The organism is Pusillimonas noertemannii, from assembly GCF_003096595.1.
Lineage (GTDB): Bacteria > Pseudomonadota > Gammaproteobacteria > Burkholderiales > Burkholderiaceae_B > Pusillimonas > Pusillimonas noertemannii.
Genome location: NZ_QEKO01000003.1, coordinates 448915 through 469411, shown reverse-complemented (window position 1 = coordinate 469411; position 20497 = coordinate 448915). Strand labels below are relative to the sequence as shown.

The window sequence follows — 20497 nt, the reverse complement described above, 5'->3', positions numbered from 1 at the left end:
TATAGGCTTCCCCGGCTACAGGCGGGGCACCGCGGCAAGCAGGCGGCGGGTTTGCTCGTGTTCGGGGCGGTGCAGCACACGGCCTGTTTCGCCCATTTCAACGATGCGCCCCTCGTGCATGACGGCGATCCGGTCCGACAAATACTCCACCACGCCGAAGTTGTGGGTGATGAAAAGATAGGCCATGCCTGAATCGCGCTGCAGTTGCTGCAGCAGTTCCAGCAACTGCGCCTGCACCGAGACGTCCAGCGCGGAAGTGGGTTCGTCGCACAGCAATACCCTGGGCTCTACCGCCAACGCCCTGGCAATGGCGATGCGTTGCCGCTGTCCCCCCGAGAATTCATGCGGGTAGCGCTCAACGGCCCCCGAGGGCAGCCCCACGCGGTCCAGAAGCTGCCTGACGCGATGCCGCCGCCTCTGGCGCGAGAGGTCGGGGCGCAGGGCCGCCACGCCCTCTTCAAGGACGTCGCCCACCTGCATGCGCGGGTCGAGCGAAGCATAGGGGTCTTGAAACACGATCTGCATTTCGCCCCGCAGCCGCTTGAGCGCGGCGCGTCCGGCATCAAGCACCGGTTGCCCCGCCAGAGTGACATGGCCGGTAACGCGCGCCTGCTTTTCAAGCAAGCGCAGCAGGGCCTTGGCGACCGTCGTCTTGCCGCAGCCCGACTCGCCCAGCAGCGCCAACGTCTCGCCCGGATGAAGGTCGAGCGAGAGATCCTTCACCACATCGACGTCCGATTTTCCAAAATTGAACAGGCCGCCGCGCGCGCGGTAGCTGACGCAAAGATTCCTGACGCTGAGCACGGGGTCTATGTCGTTTATCGCCCTTTCAGTCGCCAGCGTCTCGGGCTCCGCCGGCGCCGCGCGCCCTGCCGGCGCAGGGGAATCGTCCGGCGCCGTCAGGGGCGCCCCCCTCTTTTCATAAGTGGGGACGGCGGCAAGCAGCTGGCGCGCATAAGGATGGCGGGCGGCGCTGAAGAACTGGCGCGCAGTCACGGATTCGACGATTTCGCCCTGGCGCATCAGCGCCACGTGATCGGCCACCTTGCTGACCACCGCCAGGTCGTGCGTGATCAACAGTATCGCCAGGCCCATCTCTTTCTGGATATCGGCCAGCAGGTCGAGTATCTGGGCCTGGACGGTAACGTCGAGCGCCGTGGTGGGCTCGTCGGCGATCAGCACGCCGGGCTCGGCCGCCAGGGCGATGGCGATCATGATGCGCTGCTTCTGTCCGCCCGAAAACTGGAAGGGGTAATCGCGGAAGCGGCGCTCGGCATCGTCGATGCCCACGCGGTTCATCCATTCGATCGCCTTGCGGCGCGCCGCCGCACCGCGATGCGGCGTATGCGCCACAATGGTCTCGACAATCTGGCGGCCCACGGTAAGCACGGGGTTCAGGCTGGTAGAGGGCTCTTGAAACACAATGCCCATTTTCCCGCCGCGCACCGAACGCATTTCCGCTTCGGGCAGGCGGCCCAGGTCGGCGCCCTGAAGCACGACCTCGCCGCGGATCATGCGGCCGGCCTCGGGAAGCAGGCGCAGCAGCGCCAGCGCGGTCATGCTTTTGCCGCAGCCCGACTCGCCGACAAGGGCGAAGGTCTGTCCGCGGCTCAGGGCAAGCCCCAGCCGCTTCACAGCCAGCATCGCACCTTCGTCGTTCAGGATTTCGACGCAGAGGTCGTCGACGGTCAGCACCGTGTCGCCCCGCGCCGCGCCGCCCGCCGGCGCTGCTTCGTATGCCTGGCTCATGGCGAGGCTCCTTGCGTGCCGGCGTCGCCGTCGGGCTCGGGCCGCTTGAGCCGCGGACGGAAGCGGCGGGTGCGCGGATCGAAAGCGGCCTGGACGGCATCGGCAAAGATGTTGGCCGACAGCACCAGGGCCAGCATGAACAGGAAAGCCGCCAGCAGGTTCCACCAGATCATGGGGTCGCGCGACATCTCCATGCGCGAAGAGTCGATCATGGTGCCGAAGGAAGGGGTGGCCGGATCAACGCCTATGCCCAGATAGGACAGCACGGCCTCATACAGCACCAGGCCCGAAAACTCGAGCACCATGGTGATCAGCACGATGTGCATCAGGTTGGGCAGAAGGTGCCTGGTCATGATGCGCCAATGGCTGACGCCGAAGGCGCGGGCGGCCTGCACATATTCGAGTTCGCGCAGCTTGAGCGTCTCGGCGCGCAACAGCCGGCAAAGCCCCGCCCAGCCCGTCAGGCCCAATATCAGGCACAACAGGAACAGGCGCAGGTCGGCCCGTGCCGCCACGGTGGGAAAAAGCTCGGGATTGGTGTCTATATACACCTGCATCATCAGCACGCAAGCCGCAATCAGCAACACCCCCGGAATGGAAGTAAGCGTGGTGTAGAGGTACTGGATGACGTCGTCGACCCGCCCCTTGAAATAGCCCGCCGAGATGCCGAAGAACAAGGCCGGCGGCAGCATGGCCAGGGTGGTAAGCGTGCCGATCACCAGGGCCGTTCGCACGCCCTTGAGCCCCTGGCGCAGCACGTCGTTGCCGGTGCGGTCGGTGCCCAGCACGTGGTAATCAAGGGCCAGCGACCACGCCACGCACACCACCAGCGACATCAGTGCGAAGGTGATCCACATGGCTCGCCAGGGCACGCCCGACTCGCTTCGCCACCAGGCGGTCCAGGCTGGCCGCAGCGACCCGTTCGCGCCCTTCAGTTGCCCGGCGGTCAGCAGGAGCGCGGCCAGGGCAGCAATGGCCAGGGCCGCCGCCGCGCCCCAGGCAATGCGCCGGCGCAGGTCGTCGGCATGTTCGCTGTCATCGGCCAGCAACAGGCCGGCATGCTTCAGGCGCGGATAATCGCGCACCGCCTCGCCATCGATGAGCTGGGTTTCTTTGGTGAACTGGCGCAAGGCCAAGGGGGCCGAATAGGTGGCCTCGGGGCTGCCCATTTTGGACCAGGAAAGCACGTCGTCCAAGGCCGAGCGCACGACCGGCGAATAAACAGCCTGGCCGGCCTCCTGGCCTTCGGCGGGCGGCATCTGCGGACGGTAGTGGATGGAGTCGAGCAGGCCGATCAGCAGGAAGGCGCCAAGCACCATGGCGGCGCACATGGCCGATGCCGTACGCGCCACGCTGCCCCAGGCCTTGCGCAATGAAGGCGTGCGGGCCGCTCGCCAGCTATACAGCAGCATTCCCGCAACCAGGCAATAGATGAAGACGTCGGTCCAGAGAAAAGTGAACTTGGGCATGGCGCTACTCGAAACGGACGCGGGGATCGAAAATCGTGTACGAGACGTCGGCCAGGATCAGGCCGACGATGTACAGGGCCGAGCCCAGAAACACCATGGCGCGCACGATGGAGAAATCTTGCGCGTTGATGGCGTCTATGGTGTAGCTGCCCAGCCCCGGTATGCCAAAGAACGATTCGGCGATCAGGCTGCCCATGAACAGCAGGGGCACGGCTGAAACCGCCCCCGTCAATATGGGCAGCATCGCGTTGCGCAGCACATGGCGGAACAGGACGACACGCTCGGCCAGGCCCTTGGCGCGGGCGGTACGCACATAGTCCTTGTTGATTTCCTCAAGGAACAGGGTGCGGTAGAAGCGCGACTCGCCGCCCAGCCTCGAGACGATGCCCACCAGCACCGGCAAGGCCAGGAAACGCAGGCTGCCGAGCCCCTCCATATAGCCCGAATAAGGCACCCATCGCAGCACCTTGGCGAACAGCCATTGGCCGGCGATGATGTAGAAAAGGCTTGAAATAGAGAGCAGCACCACGCACATCACCACACCGGCAAAATCCAGCGGCGTGTTCCTGAAGAACACGAGCAGCAGCGCGAACGAGATGCAGACCCACAAACCCAGCAGGAACGTGGGAATGGCCAAGGCCAGGCTGGGCCCCATGCGCTGACGGATTTCGTGGCCGATGCTGCGGCCGCCATCGGAAAAGCCGAAGTCGAACACCAGCAGCGGCGCCGAGCGCTCGAAGAATATGGTTTCGGTCAGCCGGGCGGCCCCCTGCGCCTGGGCATTGAAGAACAGGGGCTTGTCATAGCCGCGTTCGGCCTTCCATTTCTCGACGGCCTCGGGGCTGACGCGCTGCCCGCCTATGGCCATGCGCGCCATGTCGTCGGGCGTGTTGACGGCGAAGAACAGGACAAAAGTAAGCAGGTTCACCCCGATGAGCACCAGCACGCCATACAGCAGCCGCCGCACTATATATGAAGTCATGGTTGCTCCCGGCGAGAGGTCTCGGCCAGCGCCGTGGCGCGCTCGCGGCGCCTGGCGATGCGCATGGCCGGATAGATGCCCACGATCGCCAGCGCCAGCAGCACCCACAGCGGCCACCACACGGGCGGATTCCAGGCGGCGATGCGGTCGGCCCGCATGGCGGGGTCGATGCGCAGGTACTGCAGGGTGTTGCGCACCATCTGCGTGGGTTTGGCGTTGGCCACCCAGGATTGATAGGCGCCGCCCGACTTCGGGTAAAAGCCGAACATCCACGGCATGTCGTGCTGGACGATCTGCACCATCTGGTGGACCAGGGCCTCTTTCTCGGGGCCGTCGTCCAGGAAGCGCATGGCCTCGAACAGGCGGTCGAACTCTGGGTTCTCGTAGTTGGCGGCGTTTTCCCCGCCGTGCTGCGCCTTGGCATTGGGGCCGTACAGCAGGAAAAGGAAATTCTCGGCGTCGGGGTAGTCGGCCACCCAGCCCCACATGAACATCTGGGCGGCGCCCTGGCGCATCTTGTCCTGGAAGCGGTTGTAGTCGGTGGCCCGCACCTCGAGCTCGATATTCAGCGCCTTGAGCTGCCGGCGCATCCAGTCGACTGTGGCGTTGGACCCCATGCCGCCCGCCGAATCAAAGTGCAGGATCAGCGGCTGCCCGGTGTCGGCGTGCCGGCCGTCGGGGTAGCCGGCCTCGGCCAGCAGCCTTTTCGCCTCGTCGAGCGAACGGCGCGCCGCCCGGCCGTCTTTCAATGTGTAGACGGAATGATTGAGCCCTTCGGGAAGATCTTGATGCCCCGGGATATTGGGCGGTACGGGGCCGTGCGCGACCTCGCCCTGGTCGTTCAGGAAGATCTGGACGTATTGCTCCCAGTCGAAGGCGATGCTGATCGCCTGCCGCAGCTTGCGGTTCCTTTCGGCCTGCTCGGGGGTATCGCCGCCCCCCACCACCGGATCGAGCCAATTGAAACCCAGATAGTAGATCTGCGCCTCGGTCGAGGTAAGCAGCTGCAGGCCCCGGTCACGATACAGCTCGGCCTTGTCGGGCGAATCGCCCGCCGCCACCTGCATGGCCACCCCGTAACTGGAATCATCGGCCTCGGGCACGTCATAGTAGCCCTGCAGGAACTTGCCCATCAGCGGCACGCTTTCCTTCTCGATGGAAAACACGATCTGGTCTATGAAGGGTGTTTTCTCGTCGCAGTCTTCAAGCAGGCCCCGCCGGTCATCGCCGGCCTCGCCCTTGCAGGGATAGGACTCGCCACGGAAGTTGGGATTGCGTGTCAGTACATGCCGTCGGTTCTGTATGGATTCGGTCAGCATGTAGGGGCCGGTTCCCACCGGCCAGGTATTGAGCGACAGATTGTGCTCGGCCATGCCCGGCTGCTGGTAGAAGCGGTCGGCCTCCCAGGGCACGGGCGATAGAAAGGTCATTGCCAGCCAATACTTGAACTGCGGATACTTGCCTTTGACCTTGATGCGCAAGGTGTGGTCGTCAAGCGCCTGCACGCCGTCGAAGCCGTACTGCCGCAGATCGAGCCAGCCGTCTTCGCCTTGCTGCTCGCGCTGCTTTTGCACCTCGCGCAAATGGGCCCCGAACTCGGCCAGACCCACGATATGCTCGGACATGACGCCCAGGATGGGCGAGACGACGCCCGGGCTGGCCAACCGCCGTATGCCGTACACGTAGTCGTGGGCGGTCAGTTCGCGCGTGCCCGTCAGGGCAAAGTCTGCAATTGAATACTTGCCCTGCAGCCGCTTGGGCGTAATGGGCCAATAGGCGAAACTGCCCTCGGCGTCTTTGGCAAAGGCCGGGTGCGGCTGGAAGAGTATGCCCGGCTTGATCCGGATATCGTAGATGCTGACGGCAATGGATTCGCCCGGCGCATCGTCGGGCAGGCGGTTTCCGGCGGCGTCGTAGTAGCTGGGCCGGCTTATCTCGCGGGCTGCACGCGGCCGCAGTTCGTACGGGCGGGCCAGGTAATCATACCCATACAGCGGCTCGTAGATGGAATAGGTAAAGGGCGTTTCGTCGGCCGAGTACGAACTTGCCGGATCGAGATACTTGGGAGAGCGCTGTGAAAACGCGGTGTACAGCACGTTCTCGGCTTCGGCGCCCCGCGCGTAGGGGCTGTTCACCGGCGCATCGGAGCACGCCGCAAGAAAAAACAGCATGGCAAGCAGCGCCAGGCCCGCCAGGCGATACGCAAGCCCGCTGCGACGCTGCCCTAGCACTGGCTTTGCTTCCAGCATTGGTAACGCCACACCCAGGGCGGAACCTGTCCGCCCTGGCTCCAGATTCCCACGCGCGCCTGCCGCGCTTTTTCTTCGAACCTGGGCAAGGAGGGATCGCGCATGAACTTGCCGCGGCCTTCCATATTGGCCCAGGCCATGCCGCCCATGACCTGGCGCTGGTTGGCCGTAATGCCGTCGTCGAGCGGCACATCGCAAATGCTGCGTTCGTAGCGGTCGCGCTCGAAGCACAGCACAGTGAGCTGCTTGCCCGCGATCAGCCCCGCAAGGGCCTTGCGCGAAGCCTGGGCCATGGGCTGGCCCGGGCGCTCGCTGTCTTTGGTGGTTTCCGGCGCATCGATACTGGCCATGCGTATGTGCTCGCGGCGCCCGCCGGCCAGCAAGGTGAAGGTGTCGCCATCGGCCACCTTCACTACCTTGCCCGTAAGCTGGAACTGGTAGGCGGCAGGCGTGTCGCCGTCCGCCATCACGCCGCCCTGGCGCCAGAAGGCCACGGCCAACAAGACGGCGGCCAACGCCAAGCCCGCGTACCGGCGAGCCGACCTGTTTGTATTGTTCGATATTTTTCTAGGCACGTTGCAGGCCTGATCCTGTTGAGGTCATAGCACGAATAATAAACAAATTTGGGGGCTTATTCGTACCATGCCCTGCGAAGCAGGGCCGGGGCGGCCTCAGCATGGTCGGCCAGGCCGTGCAGGGCAAGCGTGGGGCCGCCAAAACGGGATTTCAGGAAAGCATCGGCCACTTCAGAAGGCGCATGGCGGCGCAGCAGATTGGCCTGCACCAGCAGGACCAGCCACTGCGCGATATGGCGCGCGCAGCCCTGCTGGGTCGCTTCGTCGGCGGAAGCAAGGGTGGCCAGCAGCTCGGCACGCTGCGACAGCAGGGGTTCGTCCGAACTTTCACTGACCAGGGCATCGATCAGCGCCCCCGCCAGCTCGGGTTCGCGCCGGAGCCCGCGCAGCACGTCGAGGCACATGACATTGCCGGAGCCTTCCCAGATGGCATTGACCGGCGCCTCGCGGAACAGGCGCGGCATGGGGCCGTCTTCGACATAACCGTTGCCGCCCCAGACCTCCATGCATTCGGCCGTCAGGCCTACCGCCCTCTTGCAGATCCAGAACTTGGCGGCGGGCGTGAGTATGCGCCGGTAGGCCAGATCAAGCGGCCCTTCACCCTGAAAGGCGCGCGCCAGGCGCAAGGCCAGGGTGGTGGCCGCTTCGGACTCGAGCGCCAGGTCGGCCAGCACGGCGCGCATCAGCGGCTGTTCGGCCAGCCTCTTGCCAAAGGCCCTTCGATGGCTGGCATGATGCAGGGCCTGCACCAGGGCCTGCCGCATGAGGGCGGTGCTGCCCAGCACGCAATCGAGGCGGGTCAGCGAAGCCATCTCGACGAGAGTTGCGATGCCGCGCCCCGGCTCGCCGACCAGCACGCCGTAGGCTTCGACGAACTCGACTTCGGCGCTTGCATTGGAGCGGTTGCCCAGCTTGTCTTTGAGGCGCTGGATATGCACACGGTTGAGGCTGCCGTCGGGCTGCCAGCGCGGCACGTAGAAGCATGAGTGCTGTTCTTCGTGCTGTGCAAGCACCAGATGGGCGTCGGAATTTGGAACTGAAAAAAACCACTTGTGGCCGATCAGAGAATAGTCGGCGCCCCGCCCCCCCTTACCCAGCGGTATGGCCCTGGTTGTGGTGCTGCGCAAATCGGAGCCGCCTTGCTTTTCGGTCATTCCCATGCCCACCAGCATGGATTTCTTGGCCTGCAGGGGCGAGTCGGAAGGATCGTAGGCGCGCGAGAACAGCAAGAGCCGCAGGCTTTCGTATAGCGCCTCGCGCCCCAGAAGAGGGATGGCGGCCGAGGTCATGGTAAGAGGACAAAGGGTTCCCGCTTCGATCTGGCCATGCAGAAGATAGAAGGCGGCCCGGGCCACCTGGGGGCCCGGTTCGGCCGAGGACCATGCGCCGCAGTGCATGCCCCAGGAAAAGGCCTTGCTCATGAAAACATGCCAGGCCGGGTGAAAATGCACTTTGTCGACGCGAAAACCCCGCCGGTCGAAACGTTCGGCCCAAGGCGGGTTTGCATTGGCCTGGCGCGCCAGCTCGGCGGCTTCGCCCGTGCCGAGCCATGCCCCGTACTCGATGAACTCGCGCTCGCGCGCCGACGCGCCTTCGCGCGCCACGGCCTCGCGCAGCGCCGGATCGGACTCATACAGGTTGTAGTCGCCAAGCTCGGGCACCTGGTTCTCGACTTCGTGCGTAGACCATTTCATGGCGTCCTCCGGTGGCATGTCGGGCACTGGCCCGACGCTTCCATGTTAAAACTTGCTGCGGCTTAGACAAAACGCGGCCGATCCATCATAGTATCGGCCGTATGACCCCGGGTCGCAAGGCGCCGCGCAGCGGTCCGTCCACCCCCATAGAATGCATAGAAACAAGGAATTCCCATGAGCGATCGCCCTCTTGTCATTGTCGCCGCGCTGTGCCTCCTTATTGGCGTGGGCGCCGGCGCCTTCGGTGCCCACGGCCTCAAGCGCATGCTGTCGGTCGACATGATGCAGATCTGGCAGACCGCCGTGTTGTATCAGTTGGTGCATGGCCTGGGCATGCTGGCCATAGCAGCGCTGATGGCGCGCTTCGGCTCGCCCCTGCTCGAGTGGGCTGGCGCCCTCATGCTGCTGGGCATCGTGCTTTTCAGCGGCAGCCTGTACGTTCTGGCGCTTTCGGGCACCAAATGGCTGGGCGCCGTCACCCCCCTGGGCGGCGCGGCCTTCATCGCCGCCTGGGCCTTGGTGGCTTTGGCCGCCTGGCGCCATTCATAGCGAGCTTGCCATGAACGCATTTTCTTCCGACCAAGCGCTGCGTGACTTCGTAACAGGGCTTCCCAAGGCCGAGCTGCACCTGCACATCGAGGGTACGCTCGAACCCGAAATGATCTTCGAGCTTGCGCAGCGCAACGGCGTAAAGCTTGCCTATGCATCCGAGCAGGCCCTGCGCGACGCCTACGCCTTCACCGACCTGCAGTCCTTTCTGGACCTGTACTATGCCGGCGCCAGCGTGCTGATCACCGAGCGCGATTTCCACGACATGGCCCTGGCCTACCTGCGGCGCGCCCACGCCGACGGGGCGCGCCACGTCGAAATCATGTTCGATCCGCAAACGCACACGGCGCGCGGCATTGACATCGAAACCGTGTTTGCCGGTCTGGCCTCTGCCATGCGCATGGCGCGAGATCAATGGGGCCTGAGCAGCTGCCTGATACTCAGTTTCCTGCGCCATCTCAGCGAGGCCGATGCCTTCGAGACGCTAGCCCAGGCCCTGCCCTTGCGTGAGCAGTACGCCGATCTCTGGATCGCCATCGGCCTTGATTCGGCCGAACGCGGCAACCCCCCTGAAAAATTCACGCGCGTCTATGCCAAGTGCCGCGAACTGGGCTTTCGCCTGGTCGCCCACGCGGGCGAAGAGGGCCCGCCCGAATACGTGCGCGACGCGCTCGACCTGCTGCACGTCCAGCGCATCGACCACGGCGTGCGCAGCGAAGAAGACCCCGAGCTGATGCAGCGCCTGATCAGACAGCGCACGCCGCTCACTGTCTGTCCGCTGTCCAACCTGAAGCTGCGCGTGGTAGACCAGATGGCGCAGCACAATCTGGCCCGCCTGCTGCGGCAGGGCCTGTGCGTTACGGTCAACTCGGACGACCCAGCCTATTTCGGGGGCTATCTGGCCGACAATTACACTGAGGCGGCCAAAGCGCTGTCCCTTCAGCCGCAAGAGCTTGGCATGCTGGCGCGCAACAGCATAGAAGCGTCCTTCTTGACTGCGAACGGCAAAATGTCGCTTATGGCCGAGCTGGACCGCTACCTGGCAGAAGCGCCATTGGCCGATTGAAATGCCCCGCGGAAATACAGGCTTGGCATCGCAGCACGCCGCTGCGGTCATGTGCCTCGGCCGGGCCATAGCCCGGCCGGCTGGAATACCCTGACACAGCGGCCCGCATCGGACACGCGCAAAAGCAAAAACCCACCTCGCTTGAGGTGGGTTTTGCGTTCCGGAGCCGCCGTGGCGGCTTACGGAAGATAAGGCTTAGATAACCTGGATCGACTTGGCTTGAGGACCTTTCTGGCCTTCGGCAGCCACGTACGACACGCGCTGGTTTTCTTCCAGGGTTTTGAAGCCCGTGCCCATGATGTCGGTGTGGTGGGCGAAAAGGTCTTTACCGCCCGACTCGGGCTTGATGAAGCCGTAGCCTTTTTCGTTGTTGAACCATTTAACAATACCAGTTTCAGTTTGCATTTTTGCAACCCTTAAAAAAAGATGGGCGAGTTTGCCCGGGAACAGACTATCAAGGGTGGAGATGGAGCAAAAAAGTACTGTTTTTGGTACTGATTGGACAAACTACAACGAACTTGAAAATCTAGCGGCCCATCGTAGCGGCCACCTATGGCGAAGTCAAGCGATAATTAGGGAAATTCTCAATTATTTTGCGACAAGACGTTTTGCCCCGTATCGGCGGCATGCAGCTTGCCGTCGGCCCCCTCATGCAGAAACTGAACCGTGACTTCTACAACCGCGACACCGAGACCGTGGCCCGCGCCCTGCTTGGCAAGATCCTGGTGCATCATGTACAGGGCGTGCCGCGCATGGCCCGCATCGTCGAGGTCGAGGCCTACCTGGGGCCCACCGACCTGGCAGCACACTCCTCCAAGGGTCTGACCCGGCGCACGCGGGCCATGTTCGGTCCGCCCGGGCACGCCTACGTCTACCTGATCTACGGCATGCACCATTGCATGAATGTGGTGACCGAACCCGAGGGCAGCGGCACGGGCGTACTGCTGCGCGCCGTCGAACCGCTGGCCAATGTCGAAGGCAGCACGCGCGGCCCCGGCCTACTCACCCGCGCCATGGGAATCGACCTGAGCCACTATGGCCATGACCTCTGCAGCGACGAACTGCATCTGCTTGAACCCGAAGATGCCCAGGCGCCTCGGATCGTGGCCACGCCCCGGGTAGGGGTGGGCTACGCCAAAGAATGGGCGGACAAGCCCTTGCGCTTCTACATTGCCGGAAACCCGCATATTTCACGCAAATAAAGGGAGTTGCCCGAGGCCCCCTGCCCGGCACCATGGCGGGCGGCCGCCACGCATCGGCCCCATGTCCTGGCCGGCCCCGGCGTGCCACCTTCAACGCAGCACCACCAGTTCCGGAATGCAATGTTGGCCGCAAAACACGATGGCATTCTGTTCAAAGGTCCGAGCCAGGCGGCAGGCATCATAGCGCCTTATGCCCAACACCAGAAAACTGGCCTCCGCCGGCCATGGGCCCGATATATGCTTGCCACTTCCCGGAAGGCTGCGCCAGCCCTCGCGGGCGATCGCCTCGCCAAGGCGCCGCTGGCGTTCGGCGTTTTCGCTGTCCGTCAGCAAGCGGCTGCGGGGGTTGCACGCGGTGATGAAGGCACTTGAGGCCACACCCGATTGCCGGTGCAGCAGAAGCAGGGCCGGACTGGCCAGGCCGATTCTCAGGACGAAGGGCTGCGGCGCCTCGACCCTGTATTCGGTCTGCCGATAGGCCGTAAGTGTGGAAGCAGGAATACGGGATGTCGACATGGCCGTATGGAAAGAAGAACGACTGAGATCGAATAACCACTGCAAGCCGCGTGCGCAGGATTCCGTCCGGGCGCGAACGCCGGCCTGAAGGAAGGATGCCCATGCCCCGCTACGCCAAGATCCTGATCGGCATTGTACTGGCCCTGGCGCTGCTCATAGCCGTCGCGCTGACCGTGGCGGCAACCTTCAACTGGAACTATGCCAGGCCCTGGGTGGGACGGCAGCTTAGCGCCCTGACACACCGCGAGGTGGAAATCCGTGGAGACCTGCAACTGCATTGGAAGCGGCCCGTGGAACGCACCGGGTGGAAGGGCTGGCTGCCCTGGCCAGAAATCACCGCCAATGACATCCGCGTGGGCCATCCAAAGTGGACGGCCGGCGAACAGGACATGGGCCATGCGGGCCAGCTCAAATTGCTGATCGATCCGGTGCCCCTGTTCGCCAACACGCTGCGCGTCGCCAGCCTGGAGCTCAAGGACGCCGACCTGGACCTTGTGCGCGCCGAAAGTGGCGCCAGCAACTGGACACTGAGCGAAAAGCCGGAACCACGCAAGCAAGCCGCCAAATGGCAATTCGCCTTGCTGCGGCTGGGCATGGAGAACGTGAACATACGCTTGCGCGACCCAAAATTGGCACTGGATCTGCGGGCTACGCTGGACTCACTGGAACAGGCCGGGGCGCAAGGCTATAGCGTAGGCTGGAAGGCCCAGGGGCACTACAAGGAAGGCACGATATCCGGCAGCGGCAAGGCCGGCGGCCTGCTCTCGCTTCAGCAAAGCAGCCCCGACGCCGACCAGCCCTTTCCGCTTCAGGCCGATCTCAAGGTGGGCGACACCACCATACAATTCGAAGGCTCCATCACTCGCCCGACCCAGCTTGCCGCCCTGGACCTGACCCTGGACCTGAAAGGCGCGACGATGGCCGACCTGAACCCGCTGATCGGCATCGCCCTGCCCAACACCCCTCCCTACCACACGCAAGGCCGGTTGACGGCGGACCTGGCCAGCGAAAACGACGTCTGGCGCTACCGCGACTTCCGGGGAACGGTCGGTTCCAGCGACCTGAACGGCACTCTGGAATTCCATGTGCGCAAGCCGCGCTCCTTTCTTACCGGATCAGTGCAGTCCGAGCTGTTGCGCTTCAAGGACCTGGGCCCCTTGATCGGCGTGGACAAGCGGGAAGAAGCCAAGGGCGAGGCCAAGAAACAACCCGACGGCAAGGCGCTGCCGGTCGACACCATCGACACCAAAAGCTGGGGCGTGATGGACGCCGACGTACGTTTCAAGGGCAAGAAGATCGTGCGCAACGAGAACCTGCCCCTGGATGACATCGAGGCCCACATCAAGCTGGACAACAGACTGCTGACCCTGACCCCGCTGAATTTCGGCGTGGCCGGCGGCAAGCTGCGCACGAACATCGAGTTGAACGGGCGCCAGGAGCAGATAAAGGCGCGGCTGGAGGCCGCGGCCCGAGGCCTGCAATTGCGCAAGCTGCTGCGTGGCGCCGAATCGATGCGCGCCAGCCTGGGCACCGTGCACGCCGACGCCTCGCTGTCCAGCCAGGGCAAATCGTTGTCACAACTGCTGGGCCGCTCCAACGGAGAGCTGAAGGCCGTCGTCACCAAGGGGACGGTCAGCCATTTTCTGCTGGAAGCGGCCGGCCTGAACATCGCCGACATGATCCTCGTCAAGCTGTTCGGCGATGAGCAGATCGTGCTCAATTGCCTGGCCGCCGACTTCGATGTCAAGAACGGCCTCATGCACACCCGGGCGTTCAAGCTGGACACCGAAGACGCCACCATCGACATCACCGGCAACGTCAACCTGGCCACCGAAAAGCTGGACCTGGATATCGATCCCGAGAACAAATCGCTGCGCATTTTCACGCTGCGGACGCCGCTATATGTGCGCGGCACGTTCAAGGACCCCGACATCGGCGTGCACGAGGGCCCCATAGCGGCGCGCGCCGGCGCCGCCGTGGCGCTGGGCGTCATTGCAACGCCCCTGGCGGCCATCCTTCCGCTGTTGAACCTGGGCACCGACGACTCGAATGACTGCGTCCCGCTGATGAAGGCCGCCACCCAGGACACCGAAGCACCGGCGCCGGGCAAGCAGAAATAACGGCCCCGGCCGCGGTGACAGCTCCTTTCCGCGCAAAGGATCGCGGCGGGTGTCCCGGCGCCTGAGTGTGCATGCAGCCCCTAGGGCCTGTTAGCGCCCCACGCGTGAGAGGTTCATCATGCGCACACTGCGATCGATCAGCACCGTAAGCAGAACCATCACAATAAGATAGGTGCTGGCGCGCTCGAAGCGGAACCATTCAAAATTGAAATTGAATTGAAAACCCAACCCGCCAACGCCGATCAGGCCCAGAACCACCGCCGCCCGGACATTGCTTTCAAACTGGAAAAAAGCATAAGTCATCCAGTCGCGCCAGGCCAGGGGCACGGCCACCAGGGCGTAGGTCATGCGGCGCGAGGCGCCGCAGGTGGGCTCAAAGCGCCGCACCGGCTGGTTGTCGACCGCTTCGCCAAACACGCGCGTCAGCACGCCCAGGGTATGGGCCGCAATGGCGAGCGTACCGGCCACCAACCCGGGACCGAAGAAGGCAATGAAAAGAAAGGCCCACATCACCTCGGGCACGCCGCGCGCGATCATGGCCGTGGCCCGCGCGGCCGCCAACTGCAGCCCCCGCCACGCCCGCAGCCAGCGCGGCGCAGTTTCGCCGCTGAATCGTTCGGAATACAGCTGGAACGCGGCCGAATGCGGATAAGTCAGCAAGATGGCGCCAAGCACGCCCAGCAGGGTTCCCACCACCGCAATCGCCAGCGGCACCGCGGCCGACTCCACGGCCCTCCAGACGAACCACTTGCGCAGCTCGTCCAGCCACGCCGACCAGGCCGCGGGCCGCCAGAAATCGGCCGGGCCGTATTGCGCGAACAGGTCGACCGTCTTGCCCTGAGCCCGCCGCTTCGCAACCGCCTCGGCTGGACCGGCCCCGATCGCCGGCAGATCGAGTTCAGGCGACAACAGGCGGTGGAAAAAGCCCAGGTTGCCCCAGGCCTTGCCTGTAAAGAGTTCGGCCGCGGGCGCCAGGTGGTTGCGAGGCACGCCCCCTTCGCCAGCCCGGTTGCCCCATCCCATGAACCACAGCGACCAGACCACCACCGCAATGACGAAGCCCATCGCGTACCATGGCCGCAACGGCGGCCGCGACGCCGCCACGGCCTTCGCGGCATCGACTTGCGGCGCCCGGCTTGCCGCGCGGGCGGCATCGCCCCTTAGCAGGCTGCGCACGTGGTTGCTTGCCAGATCGGCCGTCAGTGTCAGCAGCAAGGTAAAGAAGATAAGCGTGCCGACCTTGTCCCAGGCGCCGAAACGGATCTGATACCAGATCTCGGAGCCCAGGCCGCCGCCGCCCACCGCGCCGATGACGGCCGCATTGCGGATGGCGCATTCGGCCCTCATCAAAGTAAACGACAGTACGTTGCGCGAGGCCAGGGGACGGATGCCGTACAGGAAAGTCGCCAGGCGCCCTCCACCCTGGCTTCTGACCTGGGCATAGCGCGCTTCGTCCACGCCGTCCCACAGTTCGCTGTAGACCTTGGCCAGTATGCCGGTGATGTTCAGCGCCAGGGCCAGCGCGCCGGTCAGCGGCCCCAGGCCTATCATCGCCACCAGGATGATCGCCCAGACGAAATCGGGCACGGCCCGCAATATGTCCTGAAGCAGCCGGCACGCCGCGCACAGCAGGGCCGCCGGCGAACGCAAGGAAAAACGGCGCCATATGCGCAGAAACTTGCCTTGGGGCAGCCGGGAAGCAATGAAACCGCCCCGCTCTTCCCCCACGCACACCGCGCGGCTTGCCCCCATGGCCAGCGGCCAGGCAAACAGGACGGCGAGGGTGGTTCCCAATACGGCCGCCGACAAGGTTTGCAGGGTCAGGTCCCATGAATGCCAAAGAAATTCGGCCGACAGATCGGGCGAAAGAAAGGCGGCCAGCCAGGCGCCCATTCGGCCGGCCGCCTCGGCCCGGCGCCGCGCATCGGTCAATGCGGCCCAGTCCCACTCGACCGCAAAGCAGGCCGCCAGCAAGGCCAAAGCCAGCATCAGCAGCGCGATGAAACTGCCCAACGGGCGCCGCCCATGGCGCCCCAGTGCCGGCGAGTCGAACGTCGTCATGCCGGCAACGCCATCTCGTCCAGATGCAGGGCTCGATATTCGGCCCCGTACAGCTCGCGCAGCAGGTGCTGGCTGATGTCGGCCGGCGGGCCTTGCCAGAACACCTCGCCCGCCCGCAAGGCGATGACGCGGTCGAAGTTGCCCTGCAGCAGGTCGAGCGTATGCAGGTTGACGAGCAAGGTCGCCCCTTCGCGGCCGGCCAGCTCGCACAACAAGCCGATAATTTCCTGGCCCAGGCGCAGATCGAGGGCGCTGACGGGCTCGTCGGCCAGCACCAGGCGGGGTTGCTGCACAATGAGCCGAGCCACGGCGACGCGCTGCTGCTGCCCGCCCGAAAGCTCGTCGGGCAAGGACCACAGCCGCTCGGCCAGCTCTACCCGCGACAATGCCGCCATGGCCCGGCCCAGCTCCTGCGGCCACAACAGCGACCACAAGGCACGCGGCAGCCACCAATGGCCCAGCCTGCCCATCAGCACGTTGTGCACCACCCGCAGTTGCGGGATGAGGTTGTCTTGCTGGTGAAGAAAACCCACTTCGCGCCGCAGGCGCGCCAGGCTCCTGCCCCGCAATTGCGACACATCCTGGCCCAGCGTGGTGACGCGCCCCTCGATCGGCTTGGCCAGCCCCGCGATCAGGCGGAACAGCGTTGTCTTGCCGGCGCCCGAAGGGCCGATGACCGCCACCCGCTCGCCCAGGGCGACAGACACCTCGATTCCGTCGAGCACACGGGCGCGGCCATAGGAGACCGCCGCCCGCTCGATGACGACGGGCGGCACAGATGCAGCCTTGATACCCGGTTTGCTCATGTCAGCACTTTCGCACGCGCCGGCCTGGAAGCAGGCCAGAGGCCTGACCCGCGCCGGCAACAGGCCTCAATTGCCGATGTCTATGCCCGATTCGAGCAGGTCGACCACGCTCTGCCACTCGGAAATGTCGGCTTCGACGAACTTGCCCGCCTTCAGGTACTTGAGCACCTTAGCGCCGTCTTCATTGCTGGCATCCAGGGCCAGCAATGCGACGCGCAACTTGCCCAGCAACTCGGGCCCCAGGTCGCTGCGAGCCGTCAGCGCGTAGTCGATATAAGGCGGCGTCTTGTAAATGATGGGAGCCTTGGCCTGCAGTTCGCCGGGGGCCTTGTCCCAGCTTGCATAGTTGAGCGCCCCGACATCATGGGTGCCGTCGGCCACCATCTGCATGACGACATCGTGGCTGCCTGAATAGGCGACGGTGCGGAACACTTTCTCGGGCGTGGTGCCGGTTTGGTCGATGAAGAACTTGCGCGGCATGACATGGCCCGAGGTGCTGCTTTTGCTGCCGAAGGTGAAGGTCCAGTCTTTGCCCTGGGCCGCCTTGGCCAATTCGCCCAGATCGGCGAGCTGGCCAAGCCCCGTGTCGGGGTTGGCGATGAAATAGCTGACAAAGCCCTTGTCGATGTCGCGGGAACCCAGGACGGTAATGCCGTCGCCCATCTGCATGCGTGCCTGGGCGATGGTAACGCCCCCCAGCCACGCAAGATGGGCGCGGCCCGTGGCCAGGGCCGTAACGCTGGCGGCATAGTTTTCCACGTGCATGTATTCCACCGGAATGCCGACGGCCTGGCCCAGGTAGCTGGCCAGCGCGCCGAAGTTCTCGCGCATGCGGTCGGCGTCGCCGTCGTCGGGGATTGCGGTAATAATGAGTTTCGAAGGAGCTTGCTGGGCGGCGGCGGAGGCGCCGGGGGTAAGGGAGAAGGTGGCGGAAAGAGCCAGGGCGGACAGAGAAAGCAGATACTTCCTGCGCACGGCAGAGAATGTATTCATGGAATCACTCCAGAGATGGGTTCGATCGGGCAAAAACACCAGGCCGAATGGCACCGGGGCGGAGCTGAACCGCTCCTGAACGACACCGGGCCATCCTAGCACCGGAATAAGGTGCTGTCGAGATACCGGCCCAGACGTAGGGCGCTTGACAGAAAAAGAGCGGAAAACGTCCTTGCGCCTGGGGGCGATGTTGCCGAAAATGTCGTCTCAATCACGAAACGCAACAGTTCCGCCCGAGCAAGAATCAGATCCAGACCCTCCATGGCCATAGACACCGACGAATACCGCATCGACCCGGACAAGCCATTTCGCCTCGGGGACGCAGCCACCCTCGTCCCGCCGTATTACGATTCCAAGGACGACTACCGCACCATGCTGGACGGCTGCGTCGAAGAGATGGACGAGCTCCAGGAAAAACTCTATTCGTCGGCCAGCCATGCCGTTCTCTTCATTTTCCAGGCCATGGACGCCGCCGGCAAGGACAGCACCATCCGGGCCGTTTTTTCAGGCGTGAATCCCCAGGGCTGCAACGTCTCGTCCTTCAAGCAGCCCACCGAACTCGAATTGGCGCACGACTTCCTGTGGCGCTCCAGCCTGCATTTGCCCCGGCGGGGGATGATAGGCGTCTTCAACCGCTCGTACTATGAAGAAGTTCTGATCGCGCGCGTGCACCCCGAAGTCCTGGCGGCCCAGCGCATTCCCGGCGCCCCGAACGGCGGCAAGGTCTGGCAGCAGCGCTACCGGTCGATCACTGAATTCGAGGCGCATCTTTCCCGAAACGGCACGCGTATCGTGAAGTTCTTCCTGAATGTCTCGAAAAGCGAACAGGGGCAGCGCCTGCTGGATAGGATCGACACACCGCGCAAGAACTGGAAGTTCGACCCCAACGATCTGTACGAGCGCCAGTTCTGGCCCCAATACACAGAGGCCTACGAAGCCTGCCTGAACGCCACCAGCACCAAAGAAGCGCCCTGGTATGTCATACCCGCGGACGACAAGCAGAACATGCGCCTGATCGTTTCACGCATTGTGCTGCAGACGCTGAAGAAGCTGGAGCTGGCCTTTCCGACGGTAAGCGAAGAACAATTGAAGGCAATGCGGCAGGCACGCGACGACCTGAAGGAAACCAAGTAGCCGGCAGCGCATACGACATGCGGCCTACCACCCCGCCGCCCATCACGCCATAAAAATAAAAGGAGACGCCGTGAGCGAAGAAAAAGCCGTCATCGCGCCAGATCCGGCCCGGCTTGCAAAGGTGCATCGGCTGTGGGATGAACTGGCCGACATGGATGCCGCGCACATCGACGAGGGCCGCAACCATTTGCTTCAAGGCCTGTGCGAACTGGCGGGCGCCCACAATGCATCGTGGGTGGGCGCCGTGCGCATGGGCGAGCCGCTGCCGGCGGACCCGGTGCTGGGCTGGCGGCCACGGCTGATCCATCATCTGCACCCTACCGTAACCCTGGACGATGCGGCCGAGAAGCAACGGCGCATGCTGGAAACAGGCCAGGTCGACATAAGCACCGCCCGCAACGTGGCGGGCGCCGGCCACTTTCGCACGAATCGGCTGGCAGACCTCGTGCCACCGGAATGGTTTCAGGGCGAGTACTACAAAACTTACTATCTGGCGCACAATCATCATGATGCCATCTGGGCCGGCGTGCCCATCAATGCCGATACTGAAATCTACTTCGGCATATACCGCCACACACCGGAACAGGGCTTTTCCACCCTGGATCGCGACATCGTCGCCTGTGCCCTGCGCGGCCTGCGCTGGTTCTTCCGCCAGCAAATGCTCAGTCATGGCCTGCTGCTGACCACTTCCCCCCTTACCCGCACCGAACACGCCGTGCTGCAGGGGCTTTTGCAGGGTCTGCCCGAAAAACAGATTGCCGCCAACGTTGGGCAAAGCCCCAACACCACCCACGAATATGTAACCCGCATATTCCGTAAATATGCCGTTCGCAACCGGTCGGCGCTGATGGCGCTATGGCTGGGCCAAGGCCCCGCGCAAGCCGTGCCTGATCCGCGCACATCGCTGGCGCCCTCGGGCGCGTCGCCGATGGACCCCGGCAACACGCCAGGCCTTTGACCTCGTTTCTGCGATTTTTTGTGCGCCGGGCATGCTATATGCCCGAATGTCTTCCCATACCCCGCCGGCAGCTCATCGAGCCACCCGGGAATGGGAAGCCAGGAGTCATACCATGCCGCAAAACCAACCCAACCAGCCCCAAAAACAGCAAGCTCCGGGGCAGCAGGACCAAAGCAAGTCGGGACAGCAGCAAGGCGCAAAGCCCGGCCAACAAGGCCAGCCCGGGCAAAAGCATCAGCAGGACAAACGGTAAGCTTGACGCGTCTTTTTAGGCGAACCGTCCTTTAAGTCCTTTTGCAGTTCCGACGCAGTTCCGACGCAGTTCCTACAAAACCCACGCGCAAAGAAAAACCGCCTAGAGGCATGAGCCCTAG

General features: G+C 64.0%; 17 protein-coding genes. 6 read left to right on the top strand and 11 right to left on the bottom strand.

The annotated features are described in order from the left end of the window. Positions 1-15: 15 nt before the first annotated feature. The 6 genes from C7440_RS13240 to C7440_RS13215 all read right to left on the bottom strand — a co-directional run bounded on the left by C7440_RS13240 (position 16) and on the right by C7440_RS13215 (position 8718). Positions 16-1749 carry an ABC transporter ATP-binding protein gene (locus C7440_RS13240; RefSeq protein WP_116518871.1) on the bottom strand — a complete coding sequence of 578 codons (1734 nt, stop codon included), beginning with the start codon at positions 1747-1749 and terminating at the stop codon, positions 16-18. After that, positions 1746-3218 carry an ABC transporter permease gene (locus C7440_RS13235; RefSeq protein ID WP_116518870.1) on the bottom strand — a complete coding sequence of 491 codons (1473 nt, stop codon included), beginning with the start codon at positions 3216-3218 and terminating at the stop codon, positions 1746-1748. The genes C7440_RS13240 and C7440_RS13235 overlap by 4 nt, the downstream gene beginning before the upstream one ends. Positions 3219-3222: 4 nt before the next feature. Next, positions 3223-4200 carry an ABC transporter permease gene (locus C7440_RS13230; RefSeq protein ID WP_116518869.1) on the bottom strand — a complete coding sequence of 326 codons (978 nt, stop codon included), beginning with the start codon at positions 4198-4200 and terminating at the stop codon, positions 3223-3225. Then, the gene (locus C7440_RS13225; RefSeq protein WP_371743492.1) at positions 4197-6449 is read right to left on the bottom strand and encodes an ABC transporter substrate-binding protein; all 2253 of its coding nucleotides are present in this window, start codon (positions 6447-6449) and stop codon (positions 4197-4199) included. Before C7440_RS13225 ends, C7440_RS13230 begins: the two co-directional genes overlap by 4 nt. Next, positions 6425-6970 carry a thermonuclease family protein gene (locus C7440_RS13220; RefSeq protein WP_116518868.1) on the bottom strand — a complete coding sequence of 182 codons (546 nt, stop codon included), beginning with the start codon at positions 6968-6970 and terminating at the stop codon, positions 6425-6427. Before C7440_RS13220 ends, C7440_RS13225 begins: the two co-directional genes overlap by 25 nt. 110 nt (positions 6971-7080) lie before the next feature. Further along, positions 7081-8718 (bottom strand): isovaleryl-CoA dehydrogenase, encoded by a 1638-nt coding sequence (locus tag C7440_RS13215; RefSeq protein WP_116518867.1) that lies wholly within the window; start codon positions 8716-8718, stop codon positions 7081-7083. Between the two features lie 174 nt (positions 8719-8892). On the opposite strand from C7440_RS13215, the gene C7440_RS13210 reads away from it, so the two are divergent. After that, positions 8893-9267, top strand: a complete 375-nt coding sequence (locus C7440_RS13210; protein WP_017525169.1) for a DUF423 domain-containing protein — start codon at positions 8893-8895, stop codon at positions 9265-9267. 10 nt (positions 9268-9277) lie between these two features. Continuing rightward, on the top strand, positions 9278-10333 hold the full coding sequence (locus C7440_RS13205; RefSeq protein WP_116518866.1) for an adenosine deaminase: 1056 nt from the start codon (positions 9278-9280) through the stop codon (positions 10331-10333). A 195-nt stretch (positions 10334-10528) separates the two neighbouring features. Here the strand turns inward: C7440_RS13205 and C7440_RS13200 are convergent, their stop codons facing one another. Further along, on the bottom strand, positions 10529-10738 hold the full coding sequence (locus C7440_RS13200; protein WP_017525167.1) for a cold-shock protein: 210 nt from the start codon (positions 10736-10738) through the stop codon (positions 10529-10531). 245 nt (positions 10739-10983) lie between these two features. Here C7440_RS13200 and C7440_RS13195 point away from each other — a divergent pair, with 245 nt between their 5' ends. Continuing rightward, positions 10984-11535 (top strand): DNA-3-methyladenine glycosylase, encoded by a 552-nt coding sequence (locus C7440_RS13195; RefSeq protein ID WP_116518898.1) that lies wholly within the window; start codon positions 10984-10986, stop codon positions 11533-11535. Between the two features lie 90 nt (positions 11536-11625). On the opposite strand, the gene C7440_RS13190 is transcribed toward C7440_RS13195, so the two are convergent. Continuing rightward, positions 11626-12051 (bottom strand): DUF3293 domain-containing protein, encoded by a 426-nt coding sequence (locus tag C7440_RS13190; protein WP_133244292.1) that lies wholly within the window; start codon positions 12049-12051, stop codon positions 11626-11628. A 101-nt stretch (positions 12052-12152) separates the two neighbouring features. Between C7440_RS13190 and C7440_RS13185 the strand changes: the two genes are divergently transcribed. Further along, on the top strand, positions 12153-14171 hold the full coding sequence (locus C7440_RS13185) for an AsmA family protein (protein WP_243410913.1): 2019 nt from the start codon (positions 12153-12155) through the stop codon (positions 14169-14171). Between the two features lie 90 nt (positions 14172-14261). Here the strand turns inward: C7440_RS13185 and C7440_RS13180 are convergent, their stop codons facing one another. From C7440_RS13180 to phnD, 3 genes are all read right to left on the bottom strand, one after another. Continuing rightward, the gene (locus C7440_RS13180) at positions 14262-16232 is read right to left on the bottom strand and encodes a PhnE/PtxC family ABC transporter permease (protein WP_116518863.1); all 1971 of its coding nucleotides are present in this window, start codon (positions 16230-16232) and stop codon (positions 14262-14264) included. Then, positions 16229-17038 carry a phosphonate ABC transporter ATP-binding protein gene (locus C7440_RS13175; RefSeq protein WP_116518897.1) on the bottom strand — a complete coding sequence of 270 codons (810 nt, stop codon included), beginning with the start codon at positions 17036-17038 and terminating at the stop codon, positions 16229-16231. Before C7440_RS13175 ends, C7440_RS13180 begins: the two co-directional genes overlap by 4 nt. A 66-nt stretch (positions 17039-17104) precedes the next feature. Beyond that, positions 17105-18031 (bottom strand): phosphate/phosphite/phosphonate ABC transporter substrate-binding protein, encoded by a 927-nt coding sequence (gene phnD / locus C7440_RS13170; RefSeq protein WP_116518862.1) that lies wholly within the window; start codon positions 18029-18031, stop codon positions 17105-17107. Between the two features lie 261 nt (positions 18032-18292). Here phnD and C7440_RS13165 point away from each other — a divergent pair, with 261 nt between their 5' ends. Together C7440_RS13165 and C7440_RS13160 are read left to right on the top strand one after the other, a co-directional pair. Continuing rightward, positions 18293-19165 (top strand): polyphosphate kinase 2 family protein, encoded by an 873-nt coding sequence (locus C7440_RS13165; RefSeq protein ID WP_017525160.1) that lies wholly within the window; start codon positions 18293-18295, stop codon positions 19163-19165. A gap of 70 nt (positions 19166-19235) precedes the next feature. Then, the gene (locus C7440_RS13160) at positions 19236-20123 is read left to right on the top strand and encodes a response regulator transcription factor (RefSeq protein ID WP_243410912.1); all 888 of its coding nucleotides are present in this window, start codon (positions 19236-19238) and stop codon (positions 20121-20123) included. Positions 20124-20497 lie beyond the last annotated feature (374 nt).